The organism is Saccharospirillum sp. ABV4_185 (assembly GCF_056159245.1).
The window spans coordinates 365,697-391,169 of record NZ_JBSWUW010000001.1 but is presented as its reverse complement, the minus strand read 5'-3'; the positions used below and the strand labels follow the sequence as shown (position 1 = coordinate 391,169).

At 57.5% G+C, this 25,473-nt stretch carries 21 protein-coding genes; 18 read left to right on the top strand and 3 right to left on the bottom strand.

Translation table 11 applies throughout. The features are described 5' to 3' along the window. Positions 1-194: 194 nt before the first annotated feature. Positions 195-2,438, top strand: coding sequence for a DNA topoisomerase IV subunit A (parC, locus tag ACXAE6_RS01790; protein WP_475143706.1), 2,244 nt, complete (start codon positions 195-197; stop codon positions 2,436-2,438). Between the two features lie 64 nt (positions 2,439-2,502). Then, positions 2,503-2,775: a late competence development ComFB family protein gene (locus ACXAE6_RS01785; protein WP_475143703.1), complete on the top strand. Its 273-nt coding sequence runs from the start codon at positions 2,503-2,505 to the stop codon at positions 2,773-2,775. Here ACXAE6_RS01785 and ACXAE6_RS01780 read toward each other — a convergent pair. Beyond that, on the bottom strand, positions 2,772-3,677 hold the full coding sequence (locus tag ACXAE6_RS01780) for a LysR family transcriptional regulator (RefSeq protein ID WP_475143699.1): 906 nt from the start codon (positions 3,675-3,677) through the stop codon (positions 2,772-2,774). The two genes, ACXAE6_RS01785 and ACXAE6_RS01780, sit on opposite strands and share 4 nt — an antisense overlap. 130 nt (positions 3,678-3,807) lie before the next feature. On the opposite strand from ACXAE6_RS01780, the gene ACXAE6_RS01775 reads away from it, so the two are divergent. The 11 genes from ACXAE6_RS01775 to ACXAE6_RS01725 all read left to right on the top strand — a co-directional run bounded on the left by ACXAE6_RS01775 (position 3,808) and on the right by ACXAE6_RS01725 (position 16,979). Next, on the top strand, positions 3,808-4,365 hold the full coding sequence (locus ACXAE6_RS01775) for an NADPH-dependent FMN reductase (RefSeq protein ID WP_392799650.1): 558 nt from the start codon (positions 3,808-3,810) through the stop codon (positions 4,363-4,365). 237 nt (positions 4,366-4,602) lie between these two features. After that, positions 4,603-5,550 (top strand): hydroxymethylbilane synthase, encoded by a 948-nt coding sequence (gene hemC / locus ACXAE6_RS01770; protein ID WP_475143694.1) that lies wholly within the window; start codon positions 4,603-4,605, stop codon positions 5,548-5,550. Then, positions 5,550-6,272: a uroporphyrinogen-III synthase gene (locus ACXAE6_RS01765; RefSeq protein ID WP_475143691.1), complete on the top strand. Its 723-nt coding sequence runs from the start codon at positions 5,550-5,552 to the stop codon at positions 6,270-6,272. Before hemC ends, ACXAE6_RS01765 begins: the two co-directional genes overlap by 1 nt. Before the next feature lie 69 nt (positions 6,273-6,341). Continuing rightward, the gene (locus ACXAE6_RS01760; RefSeq protein ID WP_475143689.1) at positions 6,342-7,463 is read left to right on the top strand and encodes a uroporphyrinogen-III C-methyltransferase; all 1,122 of its coding nucleotides are present in this window, start codon (positions 6,342-6,344) and stop codon (positions 7,461-7,463) included. After that, positions 7,460-8,647: a heme biosynthesis HemY N-terminal domain-containing protein gene (locus ACXAE6_RS01755; RefSeq protein ID WP_475143686.1), complete on the top strand. Its 1,188-nt coding sequence runs from the start codon at positions 7,460-7,462 to the stop codon at positions 8,645-8,647. The genes ACXAE6_RS01760 and ACXAE6_RS01755 overlap by 4 nt, the downstream gene beginning before the upstream one ends. Beyond that, positions 8,640-9,137 carry a GAF domain-containing protein gene (locus ACXAE6_RS01750; protein ID WP_475143684.1) on the top strand — a complete coding sequence of 166 codons (498 nt, stop codon included), beginning with the start codon at positions 8,640-8,642 and terminating at the stop codon, positions 9,135-9,137. The genes ACXAE6_RS01755 and ACXAE6_RS01750 overlap by 8 nt, the downstream gene beginning before the upstream one ends. Before the next feature lie 356 nt (positions 9,138-9,493). Then, entirely contained in the window at positions 9,494-10,741 is a 1,248-nt protein-coding gene (locus ACXAE6_RS01745; protein WP_475143683.1) for an ABC transporter substrate-binding protein, read from the top strand. A gap of 156 nt (positions 10,742-10,897) precedes the next feature. Further along, on the top strand, positions 10,898-11,785 hold the full coding sequence (locus ACXAE6_RS01740) for a carbohydrate ABC transporter permease (protein ID WP_475143682.1): 888 nt from the start codon (positions 10,898-10,900) through the stop codon (positions 11,783-11,785). Continuing rightward, on the top strand, positions 11,778-12,653 hold the full coding sequence (locus ACXAE6_RS01735; RefSeq protein ID WP_392799674.1) for a carbohydrate ABC transporter permease: 876 nt from the start codon (positions 11,778-11,780) through the stop codon (positions 12,651-12,653). The genes ACXAE6_RS01740 and ACXAE6_RS01735 overlap by 8 nt, the downstream gene beginning before the upstream one ends. Before the next feature lie 12 nt (positions 12,654-12,665). Next, complete coding sequence (locus ACXAE6_RS01730; RefSeq protein WP_475143679.1) at positions 12,666-13,775, top strand: ABC transporter ATP-binding protein; 1,110 nt, start codon at positions 12,666-12,668, stop codon at positions 13,773-13,775. A gap of 168 nt (positions 13,776-13,943) precedes the next feature. Beyond that, positions 13,944-16,979 carry a bifunctional diguanylate cyclase/phosphodiesterase gene (locus tag ACXAE6_RS01725; protein ID WP_475143677.1) on the top strand — a complete coding sequence of 1,012 codons (3,036 nt, stop codon included), beginning with the start codon at positions 13,944-13,946 and terminating at the stop codon, positions 16,977-16,979. A 77-nt stretch (positions 16,980-17,056) separates the two neighbouring features. Here the strand turns inward: ACXAE6_RS01725 and argH are convergent, their stop codons facing one another. After that, entirely contained in the window at positions 17,057-18,457 is a 1,401-nt protein-coding gene (gene argH, locus ACXAE6_RS01720; protein WP_475143674.1) for an argininosuccinate lyase, read from the bottom strand. 227 nt (positions 18,458-18,684) lie between these two features. On the opposite strand from argH, the gene ACXAE6_RS01715 reads away from it, so the two are divergent. From ACXAE6_RS01715 to ACXAE6_RS01695, 5 genes are all read left to right on the top strand, one after another. Further along, entirely contained in the window at positions 18,685-18,888 is a 204-nt protein-coding gene (locus tag ACXAE6_RS01715; protein WP_392799683.1) for a hypothetical protein, read from the top strand. Between the two features lie 423 nt (positions 18,889-19,311). Then, positions 19,312-20,853: a phosphoenolpyruvate carboxykinase gene (locus ACXAE6_RS01710; protein WP_475143672.1), complete on the top strand. Its 1,542-nt coding sequence runs from the start codon at positions 19,312-19,314 to the stop codon at positions 20,851-20,853. A 70-nt stretch (positions 20,854-20,923) separates the two neighbouring features. Beyond that, on the top strand, positions 20,924-21,871 hold the full coding sequence (thiL, locus tag ACXAE6_RS01705) for a thiamine-phosphate kinase (protein WP_475143669.1): 948 nt from the start codon (positions 20,924-20,926) through the stop codon (positions 21,869-21,871). A 13-nt stretch (positions 21,872-21,884) separates the two neighbouring features. Next, on the top strand, positions 21,885-22,361 hold the full coding sequence (locus ACXAE6_RS01700) for a phosphatidylglycerophosphatase A family protein (RefSeq protein WP_475143667.1): 477 nt from the start codon (positions 21,885-21,887) through the stop codon (positions 22,359-22,361). 33 nt (positions 22,362-22,394) lie between these two features. Continuing rightward, positions 22,395-23,141: a substrate-binding periplasmic protein gene (locus ACXAE6_RS01695; RefSeq protein WP_475143666.1), complete on the top strand. Its 747-nt coding sequence runs from the start codon at positions 22,395-22,397 to the stop codon at positions 23,139-23,141. Between the two features lie 6 nt (positions 23,142-23,147). On the opposite strand, the gene ptsP is transcribed toward ACXAE6_RS01695, so the two are convergent. After that, positions 23,148-25,412: a phosphoenolpyruvate--protein phosphotransferase gene (gene ptsP, locus ACXAE6_RS01690; RefSeq protein ID WP_475143664.1), complete on the bottom strand. Its 2,265-nt coding sequence runs from the start codon at positions 25,410-25,412 to the stop codon at positions 23,148-23,150. Between the last annotated feature and the right edge of the window lie 61 nt (positions 25,413-25,473).

The following is a 25,473-nucleotide window of genomic DNA, read 5'->3' as shown; positions in this document are numbered from 1 at the left end:
CGCTTGTCTGTCGTCGATTATGCCCACATTCATCGATGATGCCATTGGCCGACCGGCGCCCTCTGCCGTTGCTGGAGCTGGCAAACTAATGCCCTTCCCGATTGTCATAACCCCCTGAAATTGCGACACTTCTGCCTGAATTGCCGGGGCGGGTTGTGTTGGCCGCCCGAGCTGTTTTCCTCTGAGGCGCGCGAATGACCGATCAAAGCACCGAATACACTGAAACCCTCTCGTTAAGCCAGTTCACCGAGAAGGCGTATCTGGATTACTCCATGTACGTCATTCTGGACCGGGCCTTGCCGAACATTGGCGATGGCCTGAAGCCGGTGCAACGGCGCATTGTCTATGCGATGAGCGAGCTGGGGCTGCGCGCTTCGGCCAAATATAAGAAGTCGGCGCGGACCGTCGGTGATGTGCTCGGTAAGTACCATCCGCACGGTGACAGCGCCTGTTACGAAGCCATGGTGCTGATGGCACAGTCGTTCTCCTACCGCTATCCGCTGGTCGACGGCCAGGGCAACTGGGGTTCGCCGGACGATCCCAAATCCTTCGCGGCGATGCGTTATACCGAATCGCGTTTGCACGCCCACGCAGCGCTGCTGCTCGAAGAGCTCGGCCAGGGTACGGTCGATTGGGTGCCGAACTTCGATGGCACCATGGAAGAGCCGGCGGTATTGCCGGCGCGCCTGCCGCATATTCTGCTGAACGGCACCACCGGTATTGCCGTGGGTATGGCCACCGACATTCCGCCGCACAACATCAAGGAAATCGCCGCGGCCTGCGTGCATCTGCTGGATACGCCCGATGCCTCGGTACCGGATTTAATGCTGCATATCAAAGGCCCGGATTTCCCCACCGGCGGCGAGCTGATTACGCCGCGCGACGACATCCGCAAAATCTATGAAAGTGGTCGTGGCACGGTAAAGATGCGTGCCCGCTATCAGGTCGAAAACGGCGACATCGTGATTTATGAGCTGCCTTATCAGGTCTCTGGCTCCAAGGTGATCGAGCAGATTGCCCAGCAGATGCAGAACAAAAAGCTGCCGATGGTGTCGGATCTGCGCGACGAGTCGGATCACGAAAACCCGACCCGTCTGGTGATTGAGCCGCGCTCGAATCGTATTGATGTCGATGACCTGATGAACCATCTGTTCGCCACCACCGACCTGGAAAAAACCATCCGCATCAACCTGAATATGATCGGTATCGATGGCCGTCCTCAGGTGAAATCGCTGGATCACATCCTGCGCGAGTGGCTGGAATTCAGGACTACGACGGTGACGCGTCGTCTGCAGCACCGGCTCGATAAGATTCTCGCCCGGCTGCATATTCTCGATGGTTTGTTGATCGCTTATCTGAACATCGATGAAGTGATCCACATCATCCGCACCGAAGACGAACCCAAGCAGGAAATGATCAAGCGCTTCGGGTTGAGCGAAATTCAGGCCGAAGCCATTCTGGAAATTCGCTTGCGGCAGTTGGCGAAACTGGAAGAGATCAAGATTCGCGGTGAGCAGGATGAGCTGTCGGCTGAACGCGATCGCATCGAAAAAACACTCGGCTCCAAAGCGCGTCTGCGCACCCTGATCAAGAAAGAAATTCTTGCCGATGCCGATCAGTTTGGCGATGACCGTCGCACCCGTTTGGTGGTGCGCGAAGAGGCTCAGGCCTTTAACGAAAATCAGATCCTGCCGTCCGAACCGGTCACAGTAGTGTTGTCGAAAAAAGGCTGGATTCGTGCCGCCAAAGGCCACGATATCGATCCGCACGGTCTGAGCTATAAAGCCGGCGATGGTTTCGCCTTTGCCGGCCCCGGTAAGAGCAATCAGCCGACGGTGCTGCTCGATTCCACGGGTCGCACCTACACCTTGCCGACTCATACCTTGCCGTCGGCGCGGGGTCAGGGTGAGCCGATTTCCAAGACGGTTAACCCGCCGCCGGGCGCAGAAATGAAAGGCCTGTTGATCGGTGAACCGGATAAACAGTACCTGCTGGCCTCGGACGCGGGCTATGGTTTTGTTGGCAAATTGAGCGATCTGACCGGCAATAAAAAAGCCGGTAAGGCCGTGCTGAGTTTGCCGACCAACGCTCAGGTGTTGCCGCCATCACCTATCACTCAATTGGCCAGTGATTATCTGGCTGCGGTGACCAACGAAGGCCGCCTCTTGGTGTTCCCGGTGCGCGATTTACCGGAACTGGCCAAAGGCAAGGGCAACAAAATTATCAACGTGCCAGCGTCGCGGGCGGCGGAGCACGAAGAATTTATGGTTGCTGTTGTGGTGCTCGGTGCGGATGACACCCTGGTGGTGCATTCGGGCAAACGCAAATTGAAACTCAAAGGCGCTGATCTGGAGCACTATCTGGGTGAGCGGGGTCGCCGAGGTAATAAATTGCCGCGCGGTTTCCAAAGCGTGGCGAGTATGGATGTCGAACGCTAAGCTGATTGGGCATCGCCTGCGGTGTCCGCTACGTAGGCCGTCTTAAACGTATGGAGAAGGCGCAATGAGCCTGGATAGTCAGATTGCCAATTACTATGAAAAACTGGTGGTGGAAGACCTGCTGAAACGACCAGAAGCGCGCTCACTCGATGAAGATACGCTGGCCGACATCGCCTGCCTGGCGCTGAGCAATCTGCCGGCGCGCTACTACCGCCACTCGGTGGATATGGCGTTCTTTCTGACCGTCAGCGCCTTGGCCAAGATGGAAGACGAAACCCGTGAGGCGGTCACCGACGCTGTCAATCGGGTGACCAGTGGCAGCCGGGATGCCGACTAACCCAACTGCTCATCGCACTGGTCGGGCATGTGCTCGGCCAGAAAATCAATAAAGGTGCGCACCTTGGACGACAGCAAACGCCGGCTGGTGTAGACCGCATAGAGCTGCCCTGGTGTGGGCGAATAAGCCGGCAACACTTCCTCCAGCCGATCGTTTTCCAATTCACGTCGCGCCATCTCCCGCGGCAATAAGGCCAAGCCCATGCCCGCCTGGGCTGCCGCCAGCAAGAGGTTTTCATTGTTGCTGGTCAGCACCGGTTTTAATGGTGCTCGCACTGTACCTTCGGGTCCTTCCAGGCTCCATTGATCGCTCTGTTTGACCAGCGAATAGGTCAATGCATCGTGCTCCTCGAGTTGACTGATGGCGGTTGGGCGGCCGCGACGGTCGAGATAATCCGGCGCGCCGACCAGGGCAAAACCCAGTACCGCCAGCGGTCGGGCAATGAGGTTGGGGCTGAGATCATTACTGGCGCGCAATGCCAGATCGAAACCTTCTTCGACGATGTCGCTGAAACGGCCGCTGATGTCCAGATCGAAGGTCACTTCCGGGTACAGCCGCCGGTAGTCTGCCAGCAGGCTGGTAAAGCGCGTATTGGCCAGCCAGATCGGGGCGGTCAGGCGGATGGTGCCACTTGGGGTGACTGCCGAACGGTTGACGATGGCGTCCATTTCATCGAGATCTTCCAGCAGTGTCTGGCAGCGTTCGTAATACAACCGACCCGACTCGGTCAGGCTCAGATGGCGGCTGTTGCGGTTCAACAAGCGCGCATTCAGCCGCTGCTCCAGGTGCATGACGTGCTTGCTGGCCATGGCTTTGGACAGTCCCATTTGCCGGGCTGCCGCTGCGTAGGTACCGGCTTCCACCACGTTGGCGAAGACTTTCATGCTGGTCAGGGTATCCATAAGGTTTCCTGTCAGGAAATGTTGCGTGAATTTTAATAGTATTGATTGCTTTTCGGTAGCCGTCATATTGCGGGCACAGCTTTGATGAATAGCGCTAGGCTGACCTCAGCCAGCCAAAAGGAGCCAAACCATGTTGAAGATCGCCGTTATTCTGGGCAGCACTCGCCCGGGTCGTAATGCCAAAGCCGTTGCTGATTGGGTGTTGGCCGAAGCCAGCAAGCGCAGCGACGCTGAATTTAAACTGGTCGATATTGCCGACTTTAATCTGCCGCTGCTGGACGAACCGGCACCGGCGATGATGCAGCAGTACACCAAAGAACATACCAAAGCCTGGTCGGCGGAAATCGCCCAGTACGATGGCTATGTCTTTGTCACCCCCGAGTACAACCACACCGTGCCGGGTGCGCTGAAAAACGCCCTCGATTACCTGAACGCTGAATGGAACAACAAGGTCGCCGGCTTTGTCGGTTTCGGCAGCGCGGGTGGCGTGCGTGCGGTTGAACATCTGCGTCAGATCGCCTCTGAACTGCGCATGGCGCATGTCCGTGACCAGGTGCAACTGAGCCTGTTTACCGATTTCGAAAACTTCAGCGAGTTCAAGCCGCAAGCCATGCAGCTGGATGCGTTGACCGCCATGCTCAACGAACTGGTCGCCTGGACCGGGGCGATGAAAACGCTGCGCGACTGATCGCGTCGGGCATGAACAAGCCGGCCACGTGCCGGCTTTTTTGTGTCCATAGCTAAATAGTCCAGGGCTGGTATGTCGGATAAACAAATTTAAGGCACCTCACTAAACTTCGTCCGGGATGACGGCGTGAGGCGTAGTGCCATGGGTGGTAGGTGGTCACAGCATTTGTGTCATTGCTTTTCCGTCGCCGGGCATGAATTTGTTACACTGCGCGCCTTGTTGAAAGGAGCCGTTTTTATGTCTGAGATCTTGCGCATCGCCACCCGGGAAAGCCCACTCGCTCTGTGGCAGGCGGAGTTCGTTAAACAGGAACTGGAGCGACTGCACAGTGATCTCGTCATTGAACTGGTCAAGCTGACCACGCGCGGCGACCAGATTCTCGATCAGCCTTTGGCCAAGGTCGGTGGCAAGGGCCTGTTTATCAAAGAGCTGGAGCGCGCCATCGAAAAGGGCGAGGCCGATATCGCCGTGCACTCCATGAAAGACGTGCCCATGGTGATGCCGGAAGGTTTCGAACTGGCGGTGATCTGCGAACGCGAAGACCCGACCGATGCCTTTGTTTCCAACAACCATGCGCACCTGAATAATTTGCCTCAGGGGGCCATCGTCGGTACTTCGTCGCTGCGGCGTCAGTCGCAATTGCTGGCGGCGCGGCCGGATCTGGAAATCCGCTTTTTGCGCGGCAATGTTGGCACCCGCCTGGGCAAACTCGATAACGGCGATTACGACGCCATCGTGCTGGCTTCGGCCGGTTTACGCCGCTTGGAACTCGAAGACCGTATTCGTCACACCATCGATACCGAGCTCAGCCTGCCAGCCGTCGGCCAGGGCGCTGTCGGCATTGAAATTCGTGCCGGCGATGAGGCCGTGCGCGAGCGTCTGCTGCCGTTGATGCACGCCGATACCCGTTTGCGTGTGACCGCTGAACGCGCCATGAACCGCCGTTTGGAAGGCAGTTGCTCGGTGCCGATCGCCGGCTTTGCCGTGCTGGGTAATGGTCGTCTGAGTATGGAAGGCCGCGTTGGTCGACCCGATGGCAAGACGTTGCTGCGCGCTCAGGGCGAAGTCGCTCTGGCGGCCAGCGAAGCCGAACGTCTGGATCAGGCGTCAAAACTCGGCTTGTCGCTGGCCGAAGAGCTGATCCATCAAGGCGCCGATGCCATCCTGGCACAGTTGGCTGACTGATGCGTCTGTTATTGCCCAAGCCGGAAACCGACTGGTCGCGTTGGCGCGACGGTCTGGCGGCTTTGGACATTGAGCTGATGCTGGTCGATCCATGGCGACTGACCCGGCTTGAAGAAACGCCTGCTCAGCGCAGTTTGTGGCTGGAACTGGATCAGTTCGCCGGCGTTATCTGCGTCAGCCGTCGCGCCGCCGAAGCCTTAACCGAGGCGCTGGATCGCTACTGGCCAATGCCGCCGGTACGCCTGCATTGGCTGTGCAACGGTCCGGCCACGGCCGAGGTGCTGGCGCAAGCCGATCTGGCGGCGCAATTTCCGGACTCGGCCAACACCGCCGAAGCGGTGCTGACACTGCCGTCCACACGCGAGGTCGCCGGCCAGAAATGGTTGGTGGTCAAAGGTGAGGGTGGCCGTTCGGTCTTTGCCGAAACCCTGCAGCGTCGTGGCGCGGAAGTGACTGAAATGACCGTCTATCGACGCGCACTGAAAGCCGAGGCGTTGATCGAGCTTTCCGCGCAGCGTGCTCAGGCAGACGCTGTGCTGGTGTCATCGCTGACCCTGGCTGAAGGCTTGCTGGCGCAGGATGCCGGTTGGCGTGATTGGCGCGGTCGTTGGTTGTTCAGCTCGGCGCGTTTGCTCGATTGGGCGCAGGAACAAGGCATCGATGGCGAAGACACCGGTGGTGCAGCGCTGGAACTGGTTGCGCACTATTTGCAGCAAGGCTGAGGTGACGACTTGCTGTCGAACCTCGTACACTGTGCCGGTGCCCGGCCCAGCGGAGATTGAAGCGAGCCCATGACCGATCAAGATAAGCAGACCACGACGACTGATACGCCAGAGCCAGCGTCGTCCAAAACCGCGGAAGCTCATGCCGCCACAGCGCCACCCAAAGCAAAAGCCAAACCCCGTAAAACCAAGGGCCGCAACGGCGGTGGTCGCGGCTGGCGTATTGTGCTGGTGCTGTTGATTGTGATTGGCCTGTTAGCCGCCGCCGGCTACTACTGGGGTCGTCCTTATTATCAGCAGTTTATGGTGCAGTGGTCCGCCTGGACCAGCCTGCCACAACAGCAAGCTGGCCTGGCTGCTGAAGTGTCGCGGCTGAACGATGAACTGAACCGGGCCGAGCAGGCGCGCGATGATCTGCGCAGCGAATTAAATAACGCTCGCGACGAGATGGAGCAGTTGGTGGTCGATACCGCTCAGCGCCTGTCGCGCCGCGAAGACCTGAGTGCCGACCAATGGCCGTTGGAAGAAGCGCTGGCGCTGCTGCGCCTGGCCGAGCGTCGCCTGCAACTGGACGGCAATGCTCAGGTGGCCATGAACCTGCTCGATGCCGCCGATCAGGTACTGGCTGATCTGAGCGCTGCTGCGGTGTTGCCGGTGCGTCGGCAAATTGCGCAGGACCGTCTGGCGTTGCAGTCCATCGATGCGCCGGATATCAACGGACTCTATTTCCGGCTCGATGCCATTGATGAACGCTTGGCCGGCCTGCAATGGACGCCCGCGCAACGGCTGGCACCGGAGCAGCAAGAAGACACCGAAGCAGACCTCTCACCCTGGGCCGCGTTCCGCAACAGCCTGGGCAGCCTGGTGACCATCAGCCGTCTGGAAGCCGATCATCAGGCGTCGCCGCTGCTGGATGATTTCGAACGTTGGCGTCAGCACAGCCGTCTGTTGCTCGAAGAAGTGCAGTTGGCCTTGCTGTCGCGCGAGCAGGCGTTGTTCGATGCCGCCTTACGTCAGCTCAGTGAACAATTAGCGCCGATGCGTCAGGAACTGGATGTGCAGCCGCTGCTTGAGCAATTGGCTGAATTGGAAGGCACGGCATTGAACCCGGACTTGCCGGATATCAACGCCAGCGTTCAGGCACTGGAGAATTATCTAAGCCGTTCTGCCACGACGGAGGCTGACCAATGAGCCGTCTTGTCGTCAAAATCGTCCTTTGGTTCCTGTTGTTATTAGCCGCCGGTGTGCTGGCGCATTTTATGGTGCGTCACCCGGGTTACGTCATGCTGGCCTGGGGTCAGTGGATGGTCGAAATCACCCTCTGGGCGGCACTCGGTCTGTTGGTCGTCGGCTTGCTGGCGCTGTGGCTGGTACTGCGGTTGTGGCGCGGTGTGAATCCGGTGCGCTTGGTGCGGCGTTATCGCGACCATCGCGATCGTCGCGCCGCCCGGGTGGAAACCGAGCGCGCGGTGCGTGCCTGGCTGACCGGCGACGATGCCACTGCCTTGTCGGCGTTGAACAAGGTCGTCAAAGCCGGCGGTTCGGAGCGCCTGCCGCGTTTGATGACGTTGGTTCCCGATCGTAATCATCCCAGCTGGTCGGAACGGCTGGCCGACTTTATTGAAGCCGATCCGGGCATGGCGTTGGCGGCCTGGTCGCTGCAGGCTAATCAACTGATTCAGCACGGCAACAGCCAGGCGCTGGTCGATCTGGTTGAACGTCAGCCGGAGCTGGCCGCGGTGCGTTTTATTCAGCCGCCTTATTGGCGCGCGCTGATCGATGAAGGCCAAGCCGACAAAGCACTGCGTCGTATCGAAGCGGCGCCGACGTTGAACCCGGACGATCGTGAACAGTGGCAACGGCTGGCCGGCCGCGCTTTGGTCGAACAAGCCTACGCCTCGGGCACGCCGAACAGTTCGGTGTTGAAAGCCTTGCCTCGCGGCATGCGCCAAAAGCCTGGCCTGGTGGCCACAGAAGTGCGTTGTCTGGCGCGGCATGAGCGCTTGAATGAAGCCTATGAGCGGCTGAAAAAAGCCCTGGAGCGCGCGCCTGCGGACGAGCTTTGGCAGTTACTGGCCGAGCTGCCCTTTAACAACAGCGATGCCTTGCGTCTGGGTGAGTCGGTTATGACCCGTTCCCGCCAGCCGTCAGCTGCGGCGCAGACGGTCCTGGGTTTGCTCAGTGAGCGCGAGGCGCTGTGGGGGCAGGCGGAAAACTATTTGCAGGCGGCCTGGCAACAACAACCGTCGGTTCAGGCTGGCCAGGCACTGGCGGCGCTGTATGAGCGTCGCGGTGACAAAGACCGCGCCCTGACTATCTACAAACAACTGGCGGCCCAGCAGGCCGCCGCACCTGGAGCGCCTAACCTTGGCTGAGACTCTCAACATCAACCGCGCTGCTGATCGTCAGCAGCAGTACGCTGACTTATTGCCGCAATTGCGTGGCCTGATCAGTGGCGAACCCAATCGCACCGCCAACCTGGCCAATCTGGCGGCGGCTTTGCGTCAGACTTTTGGTTTCTTCTGGGTGGGCTTTTATCTGGTTGATGGCGATGAACTGGTGCTGGGCCCGTTCCAGGGCGATATCGCCTGTACGCGCATTGGTTTCGGCCAGGGCGTGTGTGGTGCGGCCTGGCAGGAAGCGACCACTCAGTGGGTGCCCGATGTCGATGCCTTCCCGGGTCATATTGCCTGCAGCAGCCAGTCACGTTCGGAAGTGGTGGTGCCGGTTTTGGTCGATGACGATGTCGTTGCCGTGCTGGACATCGACAGCGACCAGCTTGATGACTTCACCGAAGCCGACGTCGAAGGCTTACAGGCCATCGCCAGCCTGTGCAGTGAACTGTTTCAAACTTCACAAGTGTAACAGCCTTGTTACATGGCGCCGGTAACCATCGTTACCGGCTGTTACCCTCTGCACCGTTTTGCTCCGCCAATAACCACCCAATGCTGTGCCTGTTGGCGACGGCTAAATATTGTGTCACTCACAGTAACACCGGTAACACTTTGCTTTGCCCTCTCCCTGTTAGCCTTTGTTACGCTCGGTTGCCTTTTTAGACGTGTCATTGACCTTCGCTGCAACTAGAGTCCCGGTGTTGGAAGGCGGTTGTACCGAGTCCGAACGATGCCCTTTCCAAGCGCTGGACCGGCAATTCCGGTTCGGTTTGCCTCGAAAACTAGTAAGAACAGCTAGTCACAACAACAACAGAAGGACTGAGCGATATGTTTAAGAAAACTATGATGGCAATGGCACTGGGTGGCACCCTGGCTGCTGGCGCTCAAGCTGGTGAAATCGAAGTGATGCACTGGTGGACCTCCGGCGGTGAAGCACGCGCTATTTCCGTATTGAAAGAAATGGTCGAAGACGAAGGCCATACCTGGATCGACTTCGCGGTCGCTGGTGGCGGCGGTGAAAACGCCTATACCGTACTGCGTTCACGCGCTGTGTCTGGCAACCCGCCGGCAGCGGCCCAGATCAAAGGTCTGGAAATTCAGGAATGGGGCGACCTCGGCTTCCTGGCCAGCCTGGATGACGTGGCTGAAGAAAATAACTGGGACGAGCAACTGCCGACCATCGTTGCTGACTACATGAAGCACGACGGCGAATACGTCGCGACTCCGGTTAACGTACACCGCGTCAACTGGATGTGGGCGAACCCGGCTGTGTTCGAAAGTGCTGGTGTTGAAATCCCGACCACTATGGACGAACTGTGGGCAGCCGCTGACGCCCTGAAAGCGGCCGGTGTTACTCCGATCGCTCACGGCGGTCAGGCCTGGCAGGACGCGACTACCTTCGAAAGCATTGTATTGGCTGTCGGTGGTGCGGACTTCTTCGAAGACGTCTTTGTTGACCACGATCAGGACGCGCTGCAAAGCGACACCATGATTGAAGCGCTGGAACAGTTTAAGCGCGTCAGCAACTACATCGACCAGGGTGCTCCGGGTCGTGACTGGAACGTAGCGACTGGCATGGTTATCCGTGGCGAAGCCGCTATGCAGTTCATGGGCGACTGGGCCAAGGGTGAATTCACCGCCGCTGGCATGGAGCCGGGCTCTGACTACGTCTGTGCGCCGTTCCCGGGTACTGAAGATGCGTTCACTTTCAACATCGACTCTCTGGCGATGTTCAAACAGCCGAACGCAGACAGCACCGAAGCTCAGATGGCGATGGCTGCTCTGGTACTGTCCGATGAGTTCCAGCAGACCTTCAACCTGAACAAAGGTTCTATCCCGGTTCGTACCGATATGGACATGAGCGCTTTTGACAGCTGTGCGGTACAAGCGATGGATGCTTTCAAATCAACCGCTGAAACCGGTGGTCTGGTTCCTTCCATGGCACACGGCATGTCTACCAGCTCCAGCGTTCAGGGTGCGATCTTCGATACTGTGACTGAATACTTCAACTCTCGCAGCATGACTGCTGAACAAGCTGCCACTCAAATGGCTCGCGCTATCCGTGCGGCTCAGTAAGTGACATAACACTGCCATAACGCAGTGATACAAGGCGGCGCATCCGCGCCGCCTTTTTATACCCAGGCTGTTTCAAAAAGGGCTCAGTCGGCCAACCTGACTTTGCGCTGCTGAACTACTTTTTGAATCTGCTTTGTGTGAACGGACGGAAGACTTATGTCGGTAACAAGCAAAAAGGGGTTGGACTACTGGCTGCCCAAGCTGGTGTTGTCGCCCACGGTGGCCATTGCCATCATTTTTATCTACGGCTTTATTATCTGGACCAGCGTGATTTCGCTGACCGATTCGACCATTTTGCCGCGTTACGACTTCGTTGGTTTTGAACAGTACATCAAGCTGTTCCAGAACCCGCGCTGGTTATCTTCGCTGTGGAATCTGGTGGTATTCGGTTCTCTGTTTATCGGTGTCTGCATGTTGGTGGGATTGGTTTTGGCCATCCTGCTGGATCAGCAGATTCGTGCTGAGGGTGCTTTGCGAACTGTCTATCTGTACCCGATGGCGCTGTCTTTTATCGTCACCGGTACGGTGTGGAAATGGTTGCTGAACCCGACCGTGGGTATCGAGCGGTTTGTTCATAACCTGGGTTGGGAAAGTTTCCAGTTCGACTGGATTGTTAACCCGGATATGGCCATCTACACGGTGGTGATCGCAGGGGTCTGGCAATCGAGTGGTTTTGTCATGGCGATCTTTCTGGCCGGTCTGCGTGGTATTGATACCTCCATCATCAAGGCAGCCCAGCTCGATGGTGCCAGCCTGTTTTCGGTATACTCGCGCATCATTATTCCGTCCATGCGACCGGTGTTTTTCTCCGCCTTTATTATGCTGGCGCACCTGGCGATCAAGAGTTTCGATTTGATCGTTGCCTTGACCGGCGGCGGTCCGGGTAATGCCACCGACGTGCCGGCTATTTTCATGTATCAGTTCTCCTTCCAGCGTGGACGTCTGGGTGTGGGCGCGGCGTCGGCGGTCATTATGTTGATGACCATCCTGGCCATTCTGATTCCTTATCTGTACTCCGAATTGAGGAAGCCAAAAGATGCGTGATACTAGCAAGCGTTACCAACCCGTTACCGGGCGCGCCATCCTCTACGGTGTGCTGATTATTGTGGCCGCTTATTATCTGTTGCCGCTGATTCTGATGATCCTGACATCGGTGCGTTCGATGGAAGACATCCGCATGGGGCAACTCATTGCCTGGCCGGAATCGTTCAGTCTCGAAGCCTGGCGTCAGGCCTGGAGTGAAGTGCAGATCGGTGCGCGCAGCGATACCGGTCTGAAACCTTATTTCCTTAACTCCATCAAGATTGTGATTCCGGCGGTGGCGATTTCCACCATCCTGGGTGCACTGAATGGTTATGTGCTGAGCTTCTTCAAATTCCGCGGCAGTGATTTCTTTTTTGCTGCGCTGTTGCTCGGTTGCTTTGTGCCTTTCCAGGCCATTCTGTTGCCGCAGTCTCAATTGCTTGGCTGGTTGAATCTGGGCGGTACCATTCCTGGTCTGGTGTTGACGCACGTGGCTTACGGGGTGAGCTTTACCACCCTCTTCTTCCGCAACTATTACGTCAATCTGCCACACGAACTGGTCAAAGCGGCCAAGCTCGACGGTGCCGGTTTCTGGACCATTTTCTTCCGCATCATTCTGCCGATCTCGACGCCGATTCTGGTGGTCACGGTAATCTGGCAGTTCACCCAGATCTGGAACGACTTCCTGTTTGGGGTGGTGTTCTCCGATCCGTCATCGCAGCCGGTGACCGTCGGTCTGAACAATATGGTCAACAGCACCACCGGTGAGACGCGTTACAACGTGGATATGGCCGGCGCCATTATCGCCGCGCTGCCTACCATCATCGTCTATGTCGTTGCCGGCAAGTATTTCGTACGCGGCCTGACGGCCGGGTCTGTTAAAGGTTAATGGAGTTCCCTCATGGCTGAACTGAACATCAAGAACGTCAATAAAAGTTTTGGCACCACCGATGTGCTCAAGGGCATCAACCTGGATATCCAGGACGGTGAATTCATCATCCTGGTCGGCCCGTCCGGCTGTGGTAAATCGACGCTGCTGAACTGCATCGCAGGTCTGGAAGACGTCACTTCCGGCGACATCATGATCGGTGACGACAACGTCACCTATGCCGCGCCGAAAGATCGCGACATCGCCATGGTGTTCCAGAGCTACGCGCTCTATCCGAACATGAATGTACGCAAGAACATCGCTTTCGGTCTGGAAATCCGTAAGATGCCGAAGGACGAAATTGCTGCCGAAGTGCAACGTGTTGCCAAGCTGTTGCAGATTGAAAACCTGCTCGATCGCAAGCCGTCGCAATTGTCCGGTGGTCAGCGTCAGCGTGTTGCCATGGGTCGTGCTTTGGCGCGTCGTCCCAAGACCTATCTGTTCGACGAACCGCTGTCGAACCTCGATGCCAAATTGCGCGTCGAGATGCGTACCGAAATGAAGAAACTGCACCAGCGTCTGGGCACCACCATCGTTTATGTGACCCACGATCAGATCGAAGCCATGACCCTGGCCGATCGCATCGCGGTGATGAAAGACGGCATCGTCCAGCAGTTTGGCACGCCCCAGGAAGTCTATGACGATCCGGCCAACATCTTTGTCGCTGGCTTTATGGGTTCGCCGTCGATGAACTTCCTGGAATGCGCTGTGATTAAAACGGCGAACGGCTTTGCGGTACAGATCGAATCTCAGGGTAAAAACTTCGAACTGCCGGTTGATCCGAGTCAGGCCGACCTGTCTGCACACGAAGGCAAGAACGTCGTGCTGGGTATTCGCCCAGAGCAGATCACACACGTGATGCCGCATGTTGAAACCCAGCCGTTTGTCACCCGCGTGCCGGTGAAGATCGAAGTCACTGAACCGACCGGTGCCGACACTCTGGTGCTGACGCATATCAACGGTCAGGAATGCGAATGCCGGGTTCACCCGACTGAAGCGGGCAAGCCGGGAGAACAGATGGACTTGCTGTTCAATATGAGCAAGGCGGTGTTCTTCGACGCTCAGACTGAAAACCGCATCTAAGCACTGGCGAACGCCGTTCAGGTGTTCGTGCCGAATGATAGGCAAACCCTTAGCGTGGCTTCCGGCCACGCTTTTTTTATGCCTGCCAATTACAAAAAATCAGCAAAGCCGCTAATGACTCGCTAGACTCTGGCCGAAACAGGATGTAGCCAAACAGTACGGATAAGCATGGTGGAGAAGGTAAAACAGTCTGCTGACAGCGGTGACAATCAGACGGCGACAATAGACGCTTCGGTTTGGTTAACGCATTTGCCACTGGTGCTCTACGATGCAGTGGTTTCTGAACACAATCCTGATTTATGGCGCCTGTTGAGTGTCAGCCCGGCGGTGGAAGAGCTGACCGGTTATCCGGCGTCGGACTTTATTGGTGCCCATCCCACTCGCTTCCTCTATGAAATGATTCATCCGGACGATCGGGTTCGGGTAGGGGCTGAGTATGATCGCAGCCGCATTACCGAAAGCCCGATCAGTCTGCGTTACCGGATCAAACACTGCGATGACGGCTATCGAGTCGTCGAAGAGCGCTCGTCGTTCAAACGTGACGCCAAGGGGCAACTGCATGCTTATGGCGCTTTGCTCGATGCCGATCAGTTGCAGCGCCAGTCGAAACGTCATGCTCAATTGGATGCGGGGTTGGAAAACCTCAATGCCGATGTCGCTATTGCCACCGGTCAGGCTTTTTTGGAGAGCCTGTGCCGTCGCCTGGCCTATTTGTTGAGCATTCGTCAGGTTGCCATCATGCGCGTGGTTGAAGGCAACAATCTGGAAACTCTGGCTCGGGTGCACGATGGGTTATTGATTGCCCCCTATACGGTGTTGACCAGTTCCTCCCAGTTGTCGGTGATCCAGCAGCAGACTCGTGCTGAATTTTTACTCGACGCTTCTATGCTGGAGGGGTTCAGTAATCTAGATGAGCTGACGCATACCATCGTTATCCGACTCGACAATCATCAGGGCCAGTGGCTGGGCGCCTTGCTGCTGTTACATGATCAGCCATTTACCACCAGTCAGACACTCGATCGGGTGCTGGAGCTTTATACCGACCGGGCCATTACCGAGATTGAGCGGCTCGGCCTGGAGCGTCAGTTACAGGAAAGCGATGCGCGTTATCGCGCCTTTTTTGATACCGCTGTGCAGCCAGCGCTGGTGATTGATCCGCACGGCCGGGTGACCAACTTCAATCAGGCTGTGCGACGCCTGTTTGAAGTCGGTGACGGAGACGATCTGCAACTGGCTGATTTGTTGCCGCGTCATCAACCCGATGGTCGTGGTTCGCTCTATCAATTACTGCGTCGGGTTCGTGAAGCTCGCCACAGCGGCGCTGTGCCCAGTCAATGGCAGATGCACACTCTGGGTGGGCGTGAGTTGACGGTGACCTTGCACATCTCACCCACCATGATGAATCAGACCGAGCGCGCGCTGCTGACCATCGAAGACATCACCGACCGACTTAAAGCTGAACTGGTATTGGCGGAACAAAACCGCCTGATGAATGAACGCCAAAGTCGCTTGCGCGGTTTGGTGCGCCTGGCTACCGAACTCGAACGTCAGGGCGATTTGAACGATTTCCTGCACGCCTGCCTGCAGGAATTGCTGCGCCAGGATGGCTGCCGTGAGGTGGCTTATTACCGGGTAGAACGCGATGTGTGGCGGCACAATTTAAACGATCCGCAACAACCCAGTCACAGCCTGGCGTATCACACCCAAGCCATTCAGAGCGTCATCAATAGCGGTGAACTGCTGTTGCAGCAAGGACCGGAACCCTGGGTTTATTTGCCGCTTTTCGATAGCGGTACGGCGGTTGCTGTATTGGTGATCGGCAGCCGCGAATCGGGTTTTAGTGACCGTGAGTTTATGGATTTGTTGTACCAGACCATCAGTTTGGCATTCGACAATCTGATGCAGCGGCTGACTTTGCATCAGCAGGCGATGCAAGACAGCTTGACCAGCCTGGGGAATCGGGCGCAATTGCATCGTTGGATCCGGGAGTCTCTGGAGCAGAAACCGGAACAGACGGCATCCTTATTGTTGTTCGATTTAAACCGCTTCAAGGAAATCAACGACACCCTCGGGCATCACTTTGGCGATCGGCTGCTGTGCGAAATTGGGCCGCGCATTGTTGAGGTATTGAACCGTGATGACACCTGGGGCATCGCTCGTCTCGGTGGCGATGAGTTTGCGGTTTTTCTGCCCGACCAAACACCGGCGCAGGCTTTGGCGCTGGCTGAATTAATTGGTGAAGCGCTGCGCGAAGCCTATTTGATCGACACCATGAAGTTGCAGGTCGAGGCCAGCATTGGACTGTCGCATTACCCGCTACAGGGTAAGGACGGTCACGAACTGCTGCGCTGCGCCGACGTTGCCATGTACGCCGCCAAAAGCAAAGGTCAGGCGGTGGTGGTGTTTAATGCCGATCTCGATGCCAGCACGCCGCAACGTATAGCGGTACTGTCCGAGCTCGATCAGGGCTTGCAGGCCGGTGATTTATGGGTGGCCTATCAGCCGGTTATTTGTTCCAGCGATGGCCGGGTTACCGGTTTGGAAGCGCTGGTGCGCTGGCGTCATCCGGAGCTGGGTGAATTGTCGCCGGCTGACTTTATTCCCATCGCGGAAATGGGGCAGGGCATCCGGCAGATTACCGACTTTGTGCTGCGCACCAGTCTGGCCATGGTGGCGCAGTGTCGTCGACAGGTAAAACCGGATCTCTATATGGCGGTGAATTTATCGTCGCGCGTTTTGCTCGACCATGCGTTGCCGCAACAGGTCGCGGCGTTGCTGGACGATTTTGATTTGCCCGGCTCAGCCTTGGTGTTGGAATTAACCGAAAGCACCTTGCTGTCCGATCCATTGCGCGCGGTCGATATTATTGAGCAGTTGGCGGAGTTGGGCGTGCAGTTGGAAGTGGACGACTTTGGCACCGGTTATTCATCCCTGGCCTATTTAAAATCCTTGCCCATTCATGCGCTGAAAATCGACAAGAGTTTTATCGCCGATCTGTTGGAAGACCCTCAGGATCGCATCATTGTCGAATCGACCATCAAGATGGCTCACAATCTGGGTCTGGAAATTATCGCCGAAGGGGTGGAAGACGAAGCCACCCTGGTTGAGCTGGTTAAAATGCAGTGCGATGCAATTCAGGGTTACTACTTTTCCAAGCCGTTGGCGGCGGATGATTTGGTGGTGTGGTTGCAGCGGAATCTGTAGGGCCCTCGGCGGGAGACGCTGAACGGGAGACGCAGGACGCTGTTTTGCGTCTCCCGTCTCCCGTCTCCCGTCTCCCGTCAGGCGTCGAGCCGCGCCAAGGCACGCTTCGCCGCCGCGCGCACCTGATTCGGCGCTGTGCCGCCGAGGTGATCGCGAGCCGCGACCGAACCTTCCAGCGTTAATACTTCGAACACATCGTCGCTGATGGTGTCGCTGAATTGCTGCAGTTCTTGCAGCGACATCTCGCTCAAGTCCTTGCCGGCTTGCAGGCCGTAAGCGACGCTCTTGCCGACCACTTCGTGGGCATCGCGAAACGCCATGCCTTTTTTTACCAGGTAGTCGGCAAGATCGGTGGCGGTGCTGTAACCGCGCAAAGCCGCAGCGCGCATGCTGTCTTTTTTCGGTTCCAGGTGCGGCACCATATCGGCGAACGCACGCAGGCAGCCGGCGAGGGTATCGACGGTGTCGAACAGCGGTTCTTTATCTTCCTGATTGTCTTTGTTGTACGCCAGCGGCTGGCTTTTCATCAGCGTCAGCAGACTCATCAGATGGCCGTAGACGCGGCCGGTTTTACCGCGCACCAGTTCTGGCACGTCCGGGTTTTTCTTTTGCGGCATGATCGATGAGCCGGTGCAGAAACGATCCGGCAGGTTAATAAAGTCGAACTGCGCCGAGGTCCACAACACCAATTCTTCTGACATGCGCGACAGATGCATCATCAGCAGCGAACCGGCGTGGGTGAATTCGATGGCGAAATCGCGATCGGAAACCGAGTCCAGGGAATTCTCGGTGGGCTTGTCGAAACCGAGTAACTCGGCACTGCGCGCTCGATTGATCGGGTAGGTGGTGCCCGCCAAAGCAGCGGCACCCAGCGGCAGAACATTGACCCGCTTACGGCAATCGATAAAGCGCTCGGCGTCGCGTTGCAGCATTTCATTCCAGGCCAGCAGGTGATGACCGAAGGTGACCGGTTGCGCCGTCTGCAAATGGGTAAAGCCGGGCATGATGGTATCGGCCTGTTGTTCGGCCAGAGTGATCAGGCCACGCTGCAAGCGGTTCAGTTCGCCGACCAAACCGTCGATGGCCGCGCGCAGATAGAGCCGGATGTCGGTGGCAATCTGGTCGTTGCGCGAACGACCGGTGTGCAGTTTTTTACCGACCGGTCCGATCTTGGCCGTCAGCGCCGCTTCAACATTCATATGCACGTCTTCCAACGCCACCGACCACTGCTGGCGACCGGCATCGATATCGGCTTCCACCGCTTTTAACCCGTCGACAATGGTGCGGCCTTCGTCCTCGCTCAGCACACCGACTTCGGTCAGCATGGTGGCGTGAGCGACGGACCCGGCGATGTCGTGGCGGTACAGGCGCTGGTCAAAGCCGATGGAGGCGGTGAATTCGGCCACAAAGGCATCGGTTGCTTCGCTGAAGCGTCCACCCCAGGCAGCGTTGGTGTCCTTATTGTTGGTGTCAGACATGACAAAGAGATTCCGGCAAAGATTCAGTGCGCATTATATAGCCGCTGCCGTCGCTGGCTATGGTGGTCGCTGCAAAACTGCCTTGCGGGTTATGCAGAGCTGCGCTAGCAAAGTCAGTCGGTTTTACTGTGACAATGGGTAAAATTTTGTCGTGTTTTTGATGGCGAACTGGCGCTGATGGTCTATAAAGAGGGAATCTTCAACGGGTGTGATCAGGAGAGGTGAAGATGAGCACCGAGTCTACGTCGAAAACCGAGGCCCAGAAGGACAGCGGCCAAGCCCCGAAAAGTCGTGATGAATTGCGCGCCAAGGTCGCCAGCGATGTTGAAGCCTTTTTGGCGGCCGGCGGTGAAGTGAAAGAAGTCGAGCGCGGCAAACGTGCCGACCCACCCAAGGCACCGTCCAACCAATATGGCAGCCGGCCGATTTAACGGTCGTTGTCAGCCTGAGGTGTCGGTTTAAAGGCTGTGTTTCAAAATTTGCATCATTGAAATTCCCTTACCAAAATCGACGCTGCGACCTCATAATCTTGTAACATAACAACAAATGGCCGTTTGCCACTGACATTTTTTGTCTGTCTATTGCGCGGATGGAGTGTGTCGGTAACAGGCTGACGGCGGATGGTTGGCTGTATTATTTTCTATCAGTGCTTTTGCTGCGGGCTTTTTCGCCGACCTATGCCGTTGCCTGGTCTGCCCCCTGGGCGGCGTCAATGTGGTTTTCTTTCAGTGCGGCTTCCGCTTTATAGCTTTGTCAAAAATATATTGACGTTTTGTCGTTTTAAGACGCAGGTCGTTGCGGCTTAGACTGGTTGGGCCTAACACGCTGGACCAACCGCTGGAGTCGAAACCGTCATGGCCGCTTTTTCCCCCAATGCTCACCTCGATCTGGGCACCCCTTTGTTGCTCGAATTCGCCGTTCGCCGTGAAGAAGGCGAGTTCGCCCGCAACGGTGCCTTCGTTGCCCGGACCGGCGAGCGCACCGGACGCTCACCCAAGGACCGCTTTATTGTCGACGCCCCCGGCAGTCGCGATGAAATCGATTGGGGCACAGTCAACCAGCCTTATCCGGCTGATCGGTTCGATGCATTGTGGCGCCGCGTCAGTGACTATCTGCAAGACCGCGAACACTTTGTCAGCCATTTGGAAGTCGGTTCAGCCGCCGAGCATGCGCTGCCGATTACTGTGACCACCGAGTTAGCCTGGCATCAGGTGTTTGCCCGCAATTTGTTTATCGTGCCCGAGCACTGGAATGAGCGCGGTAAGAACGTCTGGCAGGTGCTGAATGTACCATCCTTCGTGTGCGATCCGGACCGCGACGGTACCAACAGCGATGCGGCGGTGATCATCAATTTCGAAGAGCGTCGTGTATTAATCGCCGGTATGTACTACGCCGGTGAAATGAAAAAGGCGCTGTTCTCGGTGCAGAATTTCTTGCTGCCGGCGAGCGAAACGCTGCCCATGCATTGTTCGGCCAACGTCGGCGACGATGGCAAAACCACGCTGTTCTTTGGGTTGTCGGGCACCGGCAAAACCACCCTCAGTGCCGACCCGGATCGCTTCTTGATCGGCGATGACGAACACGGCTGGGGTCCGGGTGTGGTGTTCAATATCGAAGGCGGCTGCTACGCCAAGTGCATCGATCTATCGGCCGAAAACGAGCCGGTGATCTGGAATGCCATTCGCTTTGGCACCATCCTGGAAAACGTCGTGCTCGACGCCGATCGCGACCCGGATTACCGCGACGACAGCCTGACGCAGAATTCACGCGCGGCTTACCCGCTGGAACATATCGATAAGCGTCAGCCGACCAATCAGGGGGAAGAACCCAGCGCCGTTGTGTTCCTCACCTGCGACCTGAACGGCGTGTTGCCGCCGGTATCGAAACTGAGCAAGGAAGCAGCGGCCTATCACTTCTTGAGTGGTTACACCGCCCTGGTGGGCTCCACTGAAATGGGTGCGGGCTCCGGCATTAAGACGACTTTTTCCACCTGCTTCGGCGCGCCCTTCTTCCCGCGTCCGGCCGGCGTCTATGCTGACCTGTTGATGAAGCGCATCGAGGAGGCTGGCACCGATGTCTACCTGGTCAACACCGGCTGGACCGGTGGCGCCTACGGCCAAGGCAAACGCTTCAGCATTCCGGTAACTCGTGCAGTGATCAGTGCCATTACCCGTGGTGCTTTGTCCGGCGTTGAAACCCGTCACTTGGATGCTTTGAATCTGGATGTGCCGGTGGCCGTGCCGGGCGTTGACAGCCAGTTGCTCGACCCGCGTCAGACCTGGGCCGACGGCGCTGCTTACGATGCTCGCGCGGCGGCGCTGGTCGCTGAGTTCAAAGCAAACTTTGCCAAGTACGACGTCGCCGATGCCATTGTCGCCGCCGGTCCACAAGGCTGATCGCTGAGCGACCTGCACGATAAAACCGACGAGCCTTGCCTTCGCCCAGGCGGCTCGTCAAACTTCGATCATGACTGAATTTGAATTGATCGAAGCCTGCTTCCGCAGTGGCGTAGTGCGCGACGCCAGCCTGATCGTCGCTAATGGCGATGACTGCCTGGTCTGGCAGGATGCCGCGCCGCTGGCCATGTCGATCGACACCGCCGTTGCTGGCCGCCACTTTCCCGAAGACGCCGCTCCCGAACGCGTCGCCCAACGCGCTTTTTTGCCGGCGTTGAGCGATCTCGCTGCTATGGGCGCGACGCCCGCCTTCTTCACCCTGGCGTTAACACTGCCGACTCCGATGGATGAAAACTGGACGCGTCATTTTGCCCGGCGCCTGGTGCAACTGGCCGATCAATACGGTCTGGTTTTGGCCGGTGGCGACACCACGGCCGGCCCGGCGCGGGTGATCAGTCTGCAAATGCATGGCCGCGTCACCCAGCCGTTGAAACGCAGCGGTGTTGTGCCGGGCGACGAGGTCTGGGTCTCGGGTCAGCCCGGTCGGGCAGCGGCGGCGTTGCCAGCGGTTCTGGCTGGACGTGAAACCGATATACCCTCCGATTGGCTCGATGCCTATTGGCAACCAGAACCGCGCTTGTTGCTGGGTCAGCATTTAGTGGGTCTGGCTAACGCGGCTATCGATGTGTCCGATGGTCTGGTCGCCGATCTCACTCATTTGGCGCGGGCCAGTCAAGTGCATATCGAATTGGCCGTGGAGCAATTGCCCCTGGCTTCAAGCCTGACAGCACGGCTCGGTTTTGATGAGGCTGTCGGCAAGGTGCTCGCCGGGGGCGACGATTACGAGCTGGCCTTTACCGCCCCGGCTGAGCGTCATAACGAACTGCTCGAACTCAGCCGTGAGCTGGCGCTGCCGCTGACTTGCATCGGTCGCGCTCGGGCAGGCGACGCGACGGTTTCGATTCGGCATAATGGCAACCACTATCGGTCGTCCTGGCCGGGCTTTAGCCATTTTTAATTTGAGGAAGACCATGATCGAACCCGGTCAACGCCGTTGGTACAACCACTGGGCTCACTTCCTGGCGTTTGGGCTGGGCAGTGGTGGCTTCCCCAAAGCGCCGGGCACCTTTGGTACTCTGGCGTCGATGCCGTTCTTGTTACTGTTGGCGCCGTTGCCGCTGTGGCTTTATGTGCTGATTGTCATCCTGGCGTTCGGCTTCGGCTGTTATTTATGTGAGCGGGTGTCCCAGGACATGGGCGTGCACGACCACGGCGGTATCGTCTGGGATGAATTTGTCGGCTTGTGGATCACCTTTATCGCGGTGCCATTAAATGCCTGGACGTTGGTCGGCGGCTTTGTGTTGTTCCGCTTTTTCGATGTCATCAAACCCTGGCCGATTGGTTGGATCGATCAACGCGTCGCCGGTGGTTTTGGCATCATGATTGATGATGTCATCGCCGGCGTTTTTGCCTGGGTAGTACTGCAAGGACTGATCGTGTTGCTGTAACCATTTCACCTTGACTGAAGGAGTCGCGGTTCGATGAAGCAAGCCTGGCTGTTCTGTCTGACCGCCTTTTTCGTCGGCTTCTCATCGGCGCAAACCCTTAACCAGCTGCGCTGGTTCACCGAAGATTTCCCGCCCTATAACTACGCTCAAGGCAAAGGCGCCGGCGGCCTGATGGTCGATGTTTTGCAAGCGGTTAGCGCTGCGCTGGAAGAGCCGGTCGACCCAAACACCATTGAGGTCTATCCCTGGTCACGCGCCGTGCATAACGCTGGCAGCATCGATCAATCCGTGTTGTTCAGTCTGGCACGAACTGAGCAGCGTGAAGCGCAGTATCAGTGGGCTGGGCCGGTGGTGCCGATTCGTATTGTCATGATCGGTTTGCCCACCGCCGCTGAGATTCCCGCAGAACAATGGCGCATTGGGGTGGTGCGCGATGACGTTGCCGTGCGTCTGGTTACTGCCGCCGGTCACCGCCACGATCAGTTGGTGTACAGCCAGTACCCGGCGTCGATTGCGCGCATGTTGCAAGCCGAACGCATCGACGTCTGGGCTTATGGAGAGTTACCGGCGCAACGCCGGCTCGATGCCTTGCCCGGCCATGAAGACTGGCAAGTGCTGGAAGTGCTGTCGTCCACTGAAGCGTATTTTGGCTTTCATCCAGCGGTGGATCCGCAATTGGTTGAACGTTTTCAGAGTGCTTTGCAGGCGCTCAAACAAGCCGACGACAGCGGCGTTGCACCGCTGGATAAACTGATCGAGCGTTACGCCAGCGCTGACTGAAAGCCGTTATTGAACCAGTGCGCCCAGACCCAGGCTGCGAATATGGGCGTTCAACAATTCGCGGCACTCGGTTTCGGTGCTGCAATCGCGTGACTTATCGAGCAGGGCGACGCAGTCGTCCAGATGCAGATGGCGAATCAGCCATTTGATGCGCGGCAGGTGAAACGCCGACAGACTCAGGGTACGAATACCCATCCCCAGCAACAGCATCACCGCGGCCGGGTCGGACGCCATTTCGCCGCAAATACTCACCGGTAAATTCAGCCGCCGGCACTCGCGAACCAGGCCTTGCAAGGCATCCAGAACCGCCGGATGCAGATGGCTGTACAACGACGCCACGCGCGGATTATTGCGATCGACCGCCAGCAAATACTGGGTTAAATCGTTAGAGCCGATGGAGACAAAGTCGATGTTGTCGCGCAGCCTGGGCAGCAGCCACAACACCGCCGGCACTTCCACCATAATGCCCACCGGCGGTTTGCTGACGGCATGCCCTTCTTCATTCAACTGGGCAACGGCTTCATCAACAATGGTGTGGAATTTCAGCAGCTCATCTTCGCGGCTGAGCATTGGAATCATCAATTTCAGATTCTTAGTATTCAGGTTGGCCAGCAACATGGCGCGAATTTGGTCGAGCAGAATATTACGGTAATCGAGCGTGAAACGAATGCCGCGCCAGCCCAAAAACGGATTCTGTTCCTGGATCGGAAAGTAGGGCAGGGCTTTGTCGCCACCGATGTCCAGCGTACGCATGGTCACCGGTTTGGGCGCGTAGGCTTCGAGCACACCCTGATAGATGCGCAACTGTTCTTCCTCGGTGGGGAAGTTGTTGTGCACCATAAAGGGAATTTCCGAGCGGTACAGGCCGATGCCTTCGGCGCCACGTTCCAGACCTGGAGTGATGTCGGCGAGCAGACCGGTGTTGGTGTGCAATTGCACCGTGGTGCCGTCTTTGCTTTCCGCCGGCAGTTTTTTCAAATGCGATAAGTCCGCCTGCAGCGCTTTTTGCTGGCGCTTCATGCGCTCGAATTCCGCCACCAGACTGGCCGGAGCATGGGCGATGACCTGGCCGCGATAGCCGTCGAGAATGATTTCCGAGCCGTTCACACTGGTCAGGTCTTCATCGCCAATACCGACCACCGCGGGAATACCCAAAGCATTCGCCAGCACCGCTGTGTGCGACAAGGCCGAGCCTTCCAGGCTGACAATGCCGGCGAGCTTGCTGCGGTCGATGCGGGTGAAGTGCGAGATATTGATTTCACGACCGACCAGAATGACCGGTTGCTCGGGATCGATGCGTTCGTTCAGATCGTCCTGCAGACGCCGATAGATACGAATCGCCAGCACGCGCAAATCCTCAGCGCGCGCTTTCAGATAGGGATCGGCCATCGCCTCGAACACATCAACCTGCTGTTGAATGGCGTGTTTGAGCGCGGTACTGGCACTGACGCCGGTGGCGATTTCGGCTTCAATCGCAGTGCTTAGTTCGGGGCTATCGAGCAGCAGTTTGTAGACATCAAGCAGTGAATTGAGGGTGTCATCGCCGCTGTTGCCCAACTGGTCGAGACCGGAATCCAGCTCTTCGCGGGTCTCGTCGATGGCGTCGCGGATGCGTCGCCGCTCGACGGCCTCACCACTGCCGCTGCGTTCGGCAATGTCGTCCAGTCGAATGTCGTCTTTCACCACCCAGGCCGGGGCGATTTCAATCCCCGGCGCGCCCTTGATGCCCTGATAACGGGTGACCGGCAATTGTTGCGTCGGGTTCGGGTCCACCGGCCGCACCGACTTTTTGATATTGCCACCCAGGCTGCCCGCCAGATGCGCCGCCATGGTGATCAAAAAGGCTTCTTCTTCCTCGGTGAAGCGGCGGGTTTCGCGCACCTGCACTACCAGCACGCCCAGCGTCCGGCCCAGATGAATCATCGGCACACCCAGGAAACCCTGATAGTGCTCTTCGCCGGTTTCCTTGAAATAGCGGAACGCCGGGTGCTTATCGGCATGGTCCAGGTTCAGCGGATGCTGGCGTTTGGCGATGGTACCCACCAGACCCTGGCCGGGTGTCATCCGAATCTGGCCGATGGCTTCGGGGGCCAGGCCCTGGGTCGCGGTCAGCACCAGTTCGCCGTCTTCGTTCATAACATAAAGACTGCATACATCGACCGCCAAAGTGGTGCGGATGCGCTCCACGATCAGCCGCACCAGCGCGCTGCTGTCGGTCGCTTGTGCGGCCGCCTGCAATATCCGCTTGGCCGTGATCAAGGGGTTGAGCATTCGAAAATCCGTCCTGTGGTTATCGCTTCATTGTCCATGCTTTAGCCGGACAGCACCACTG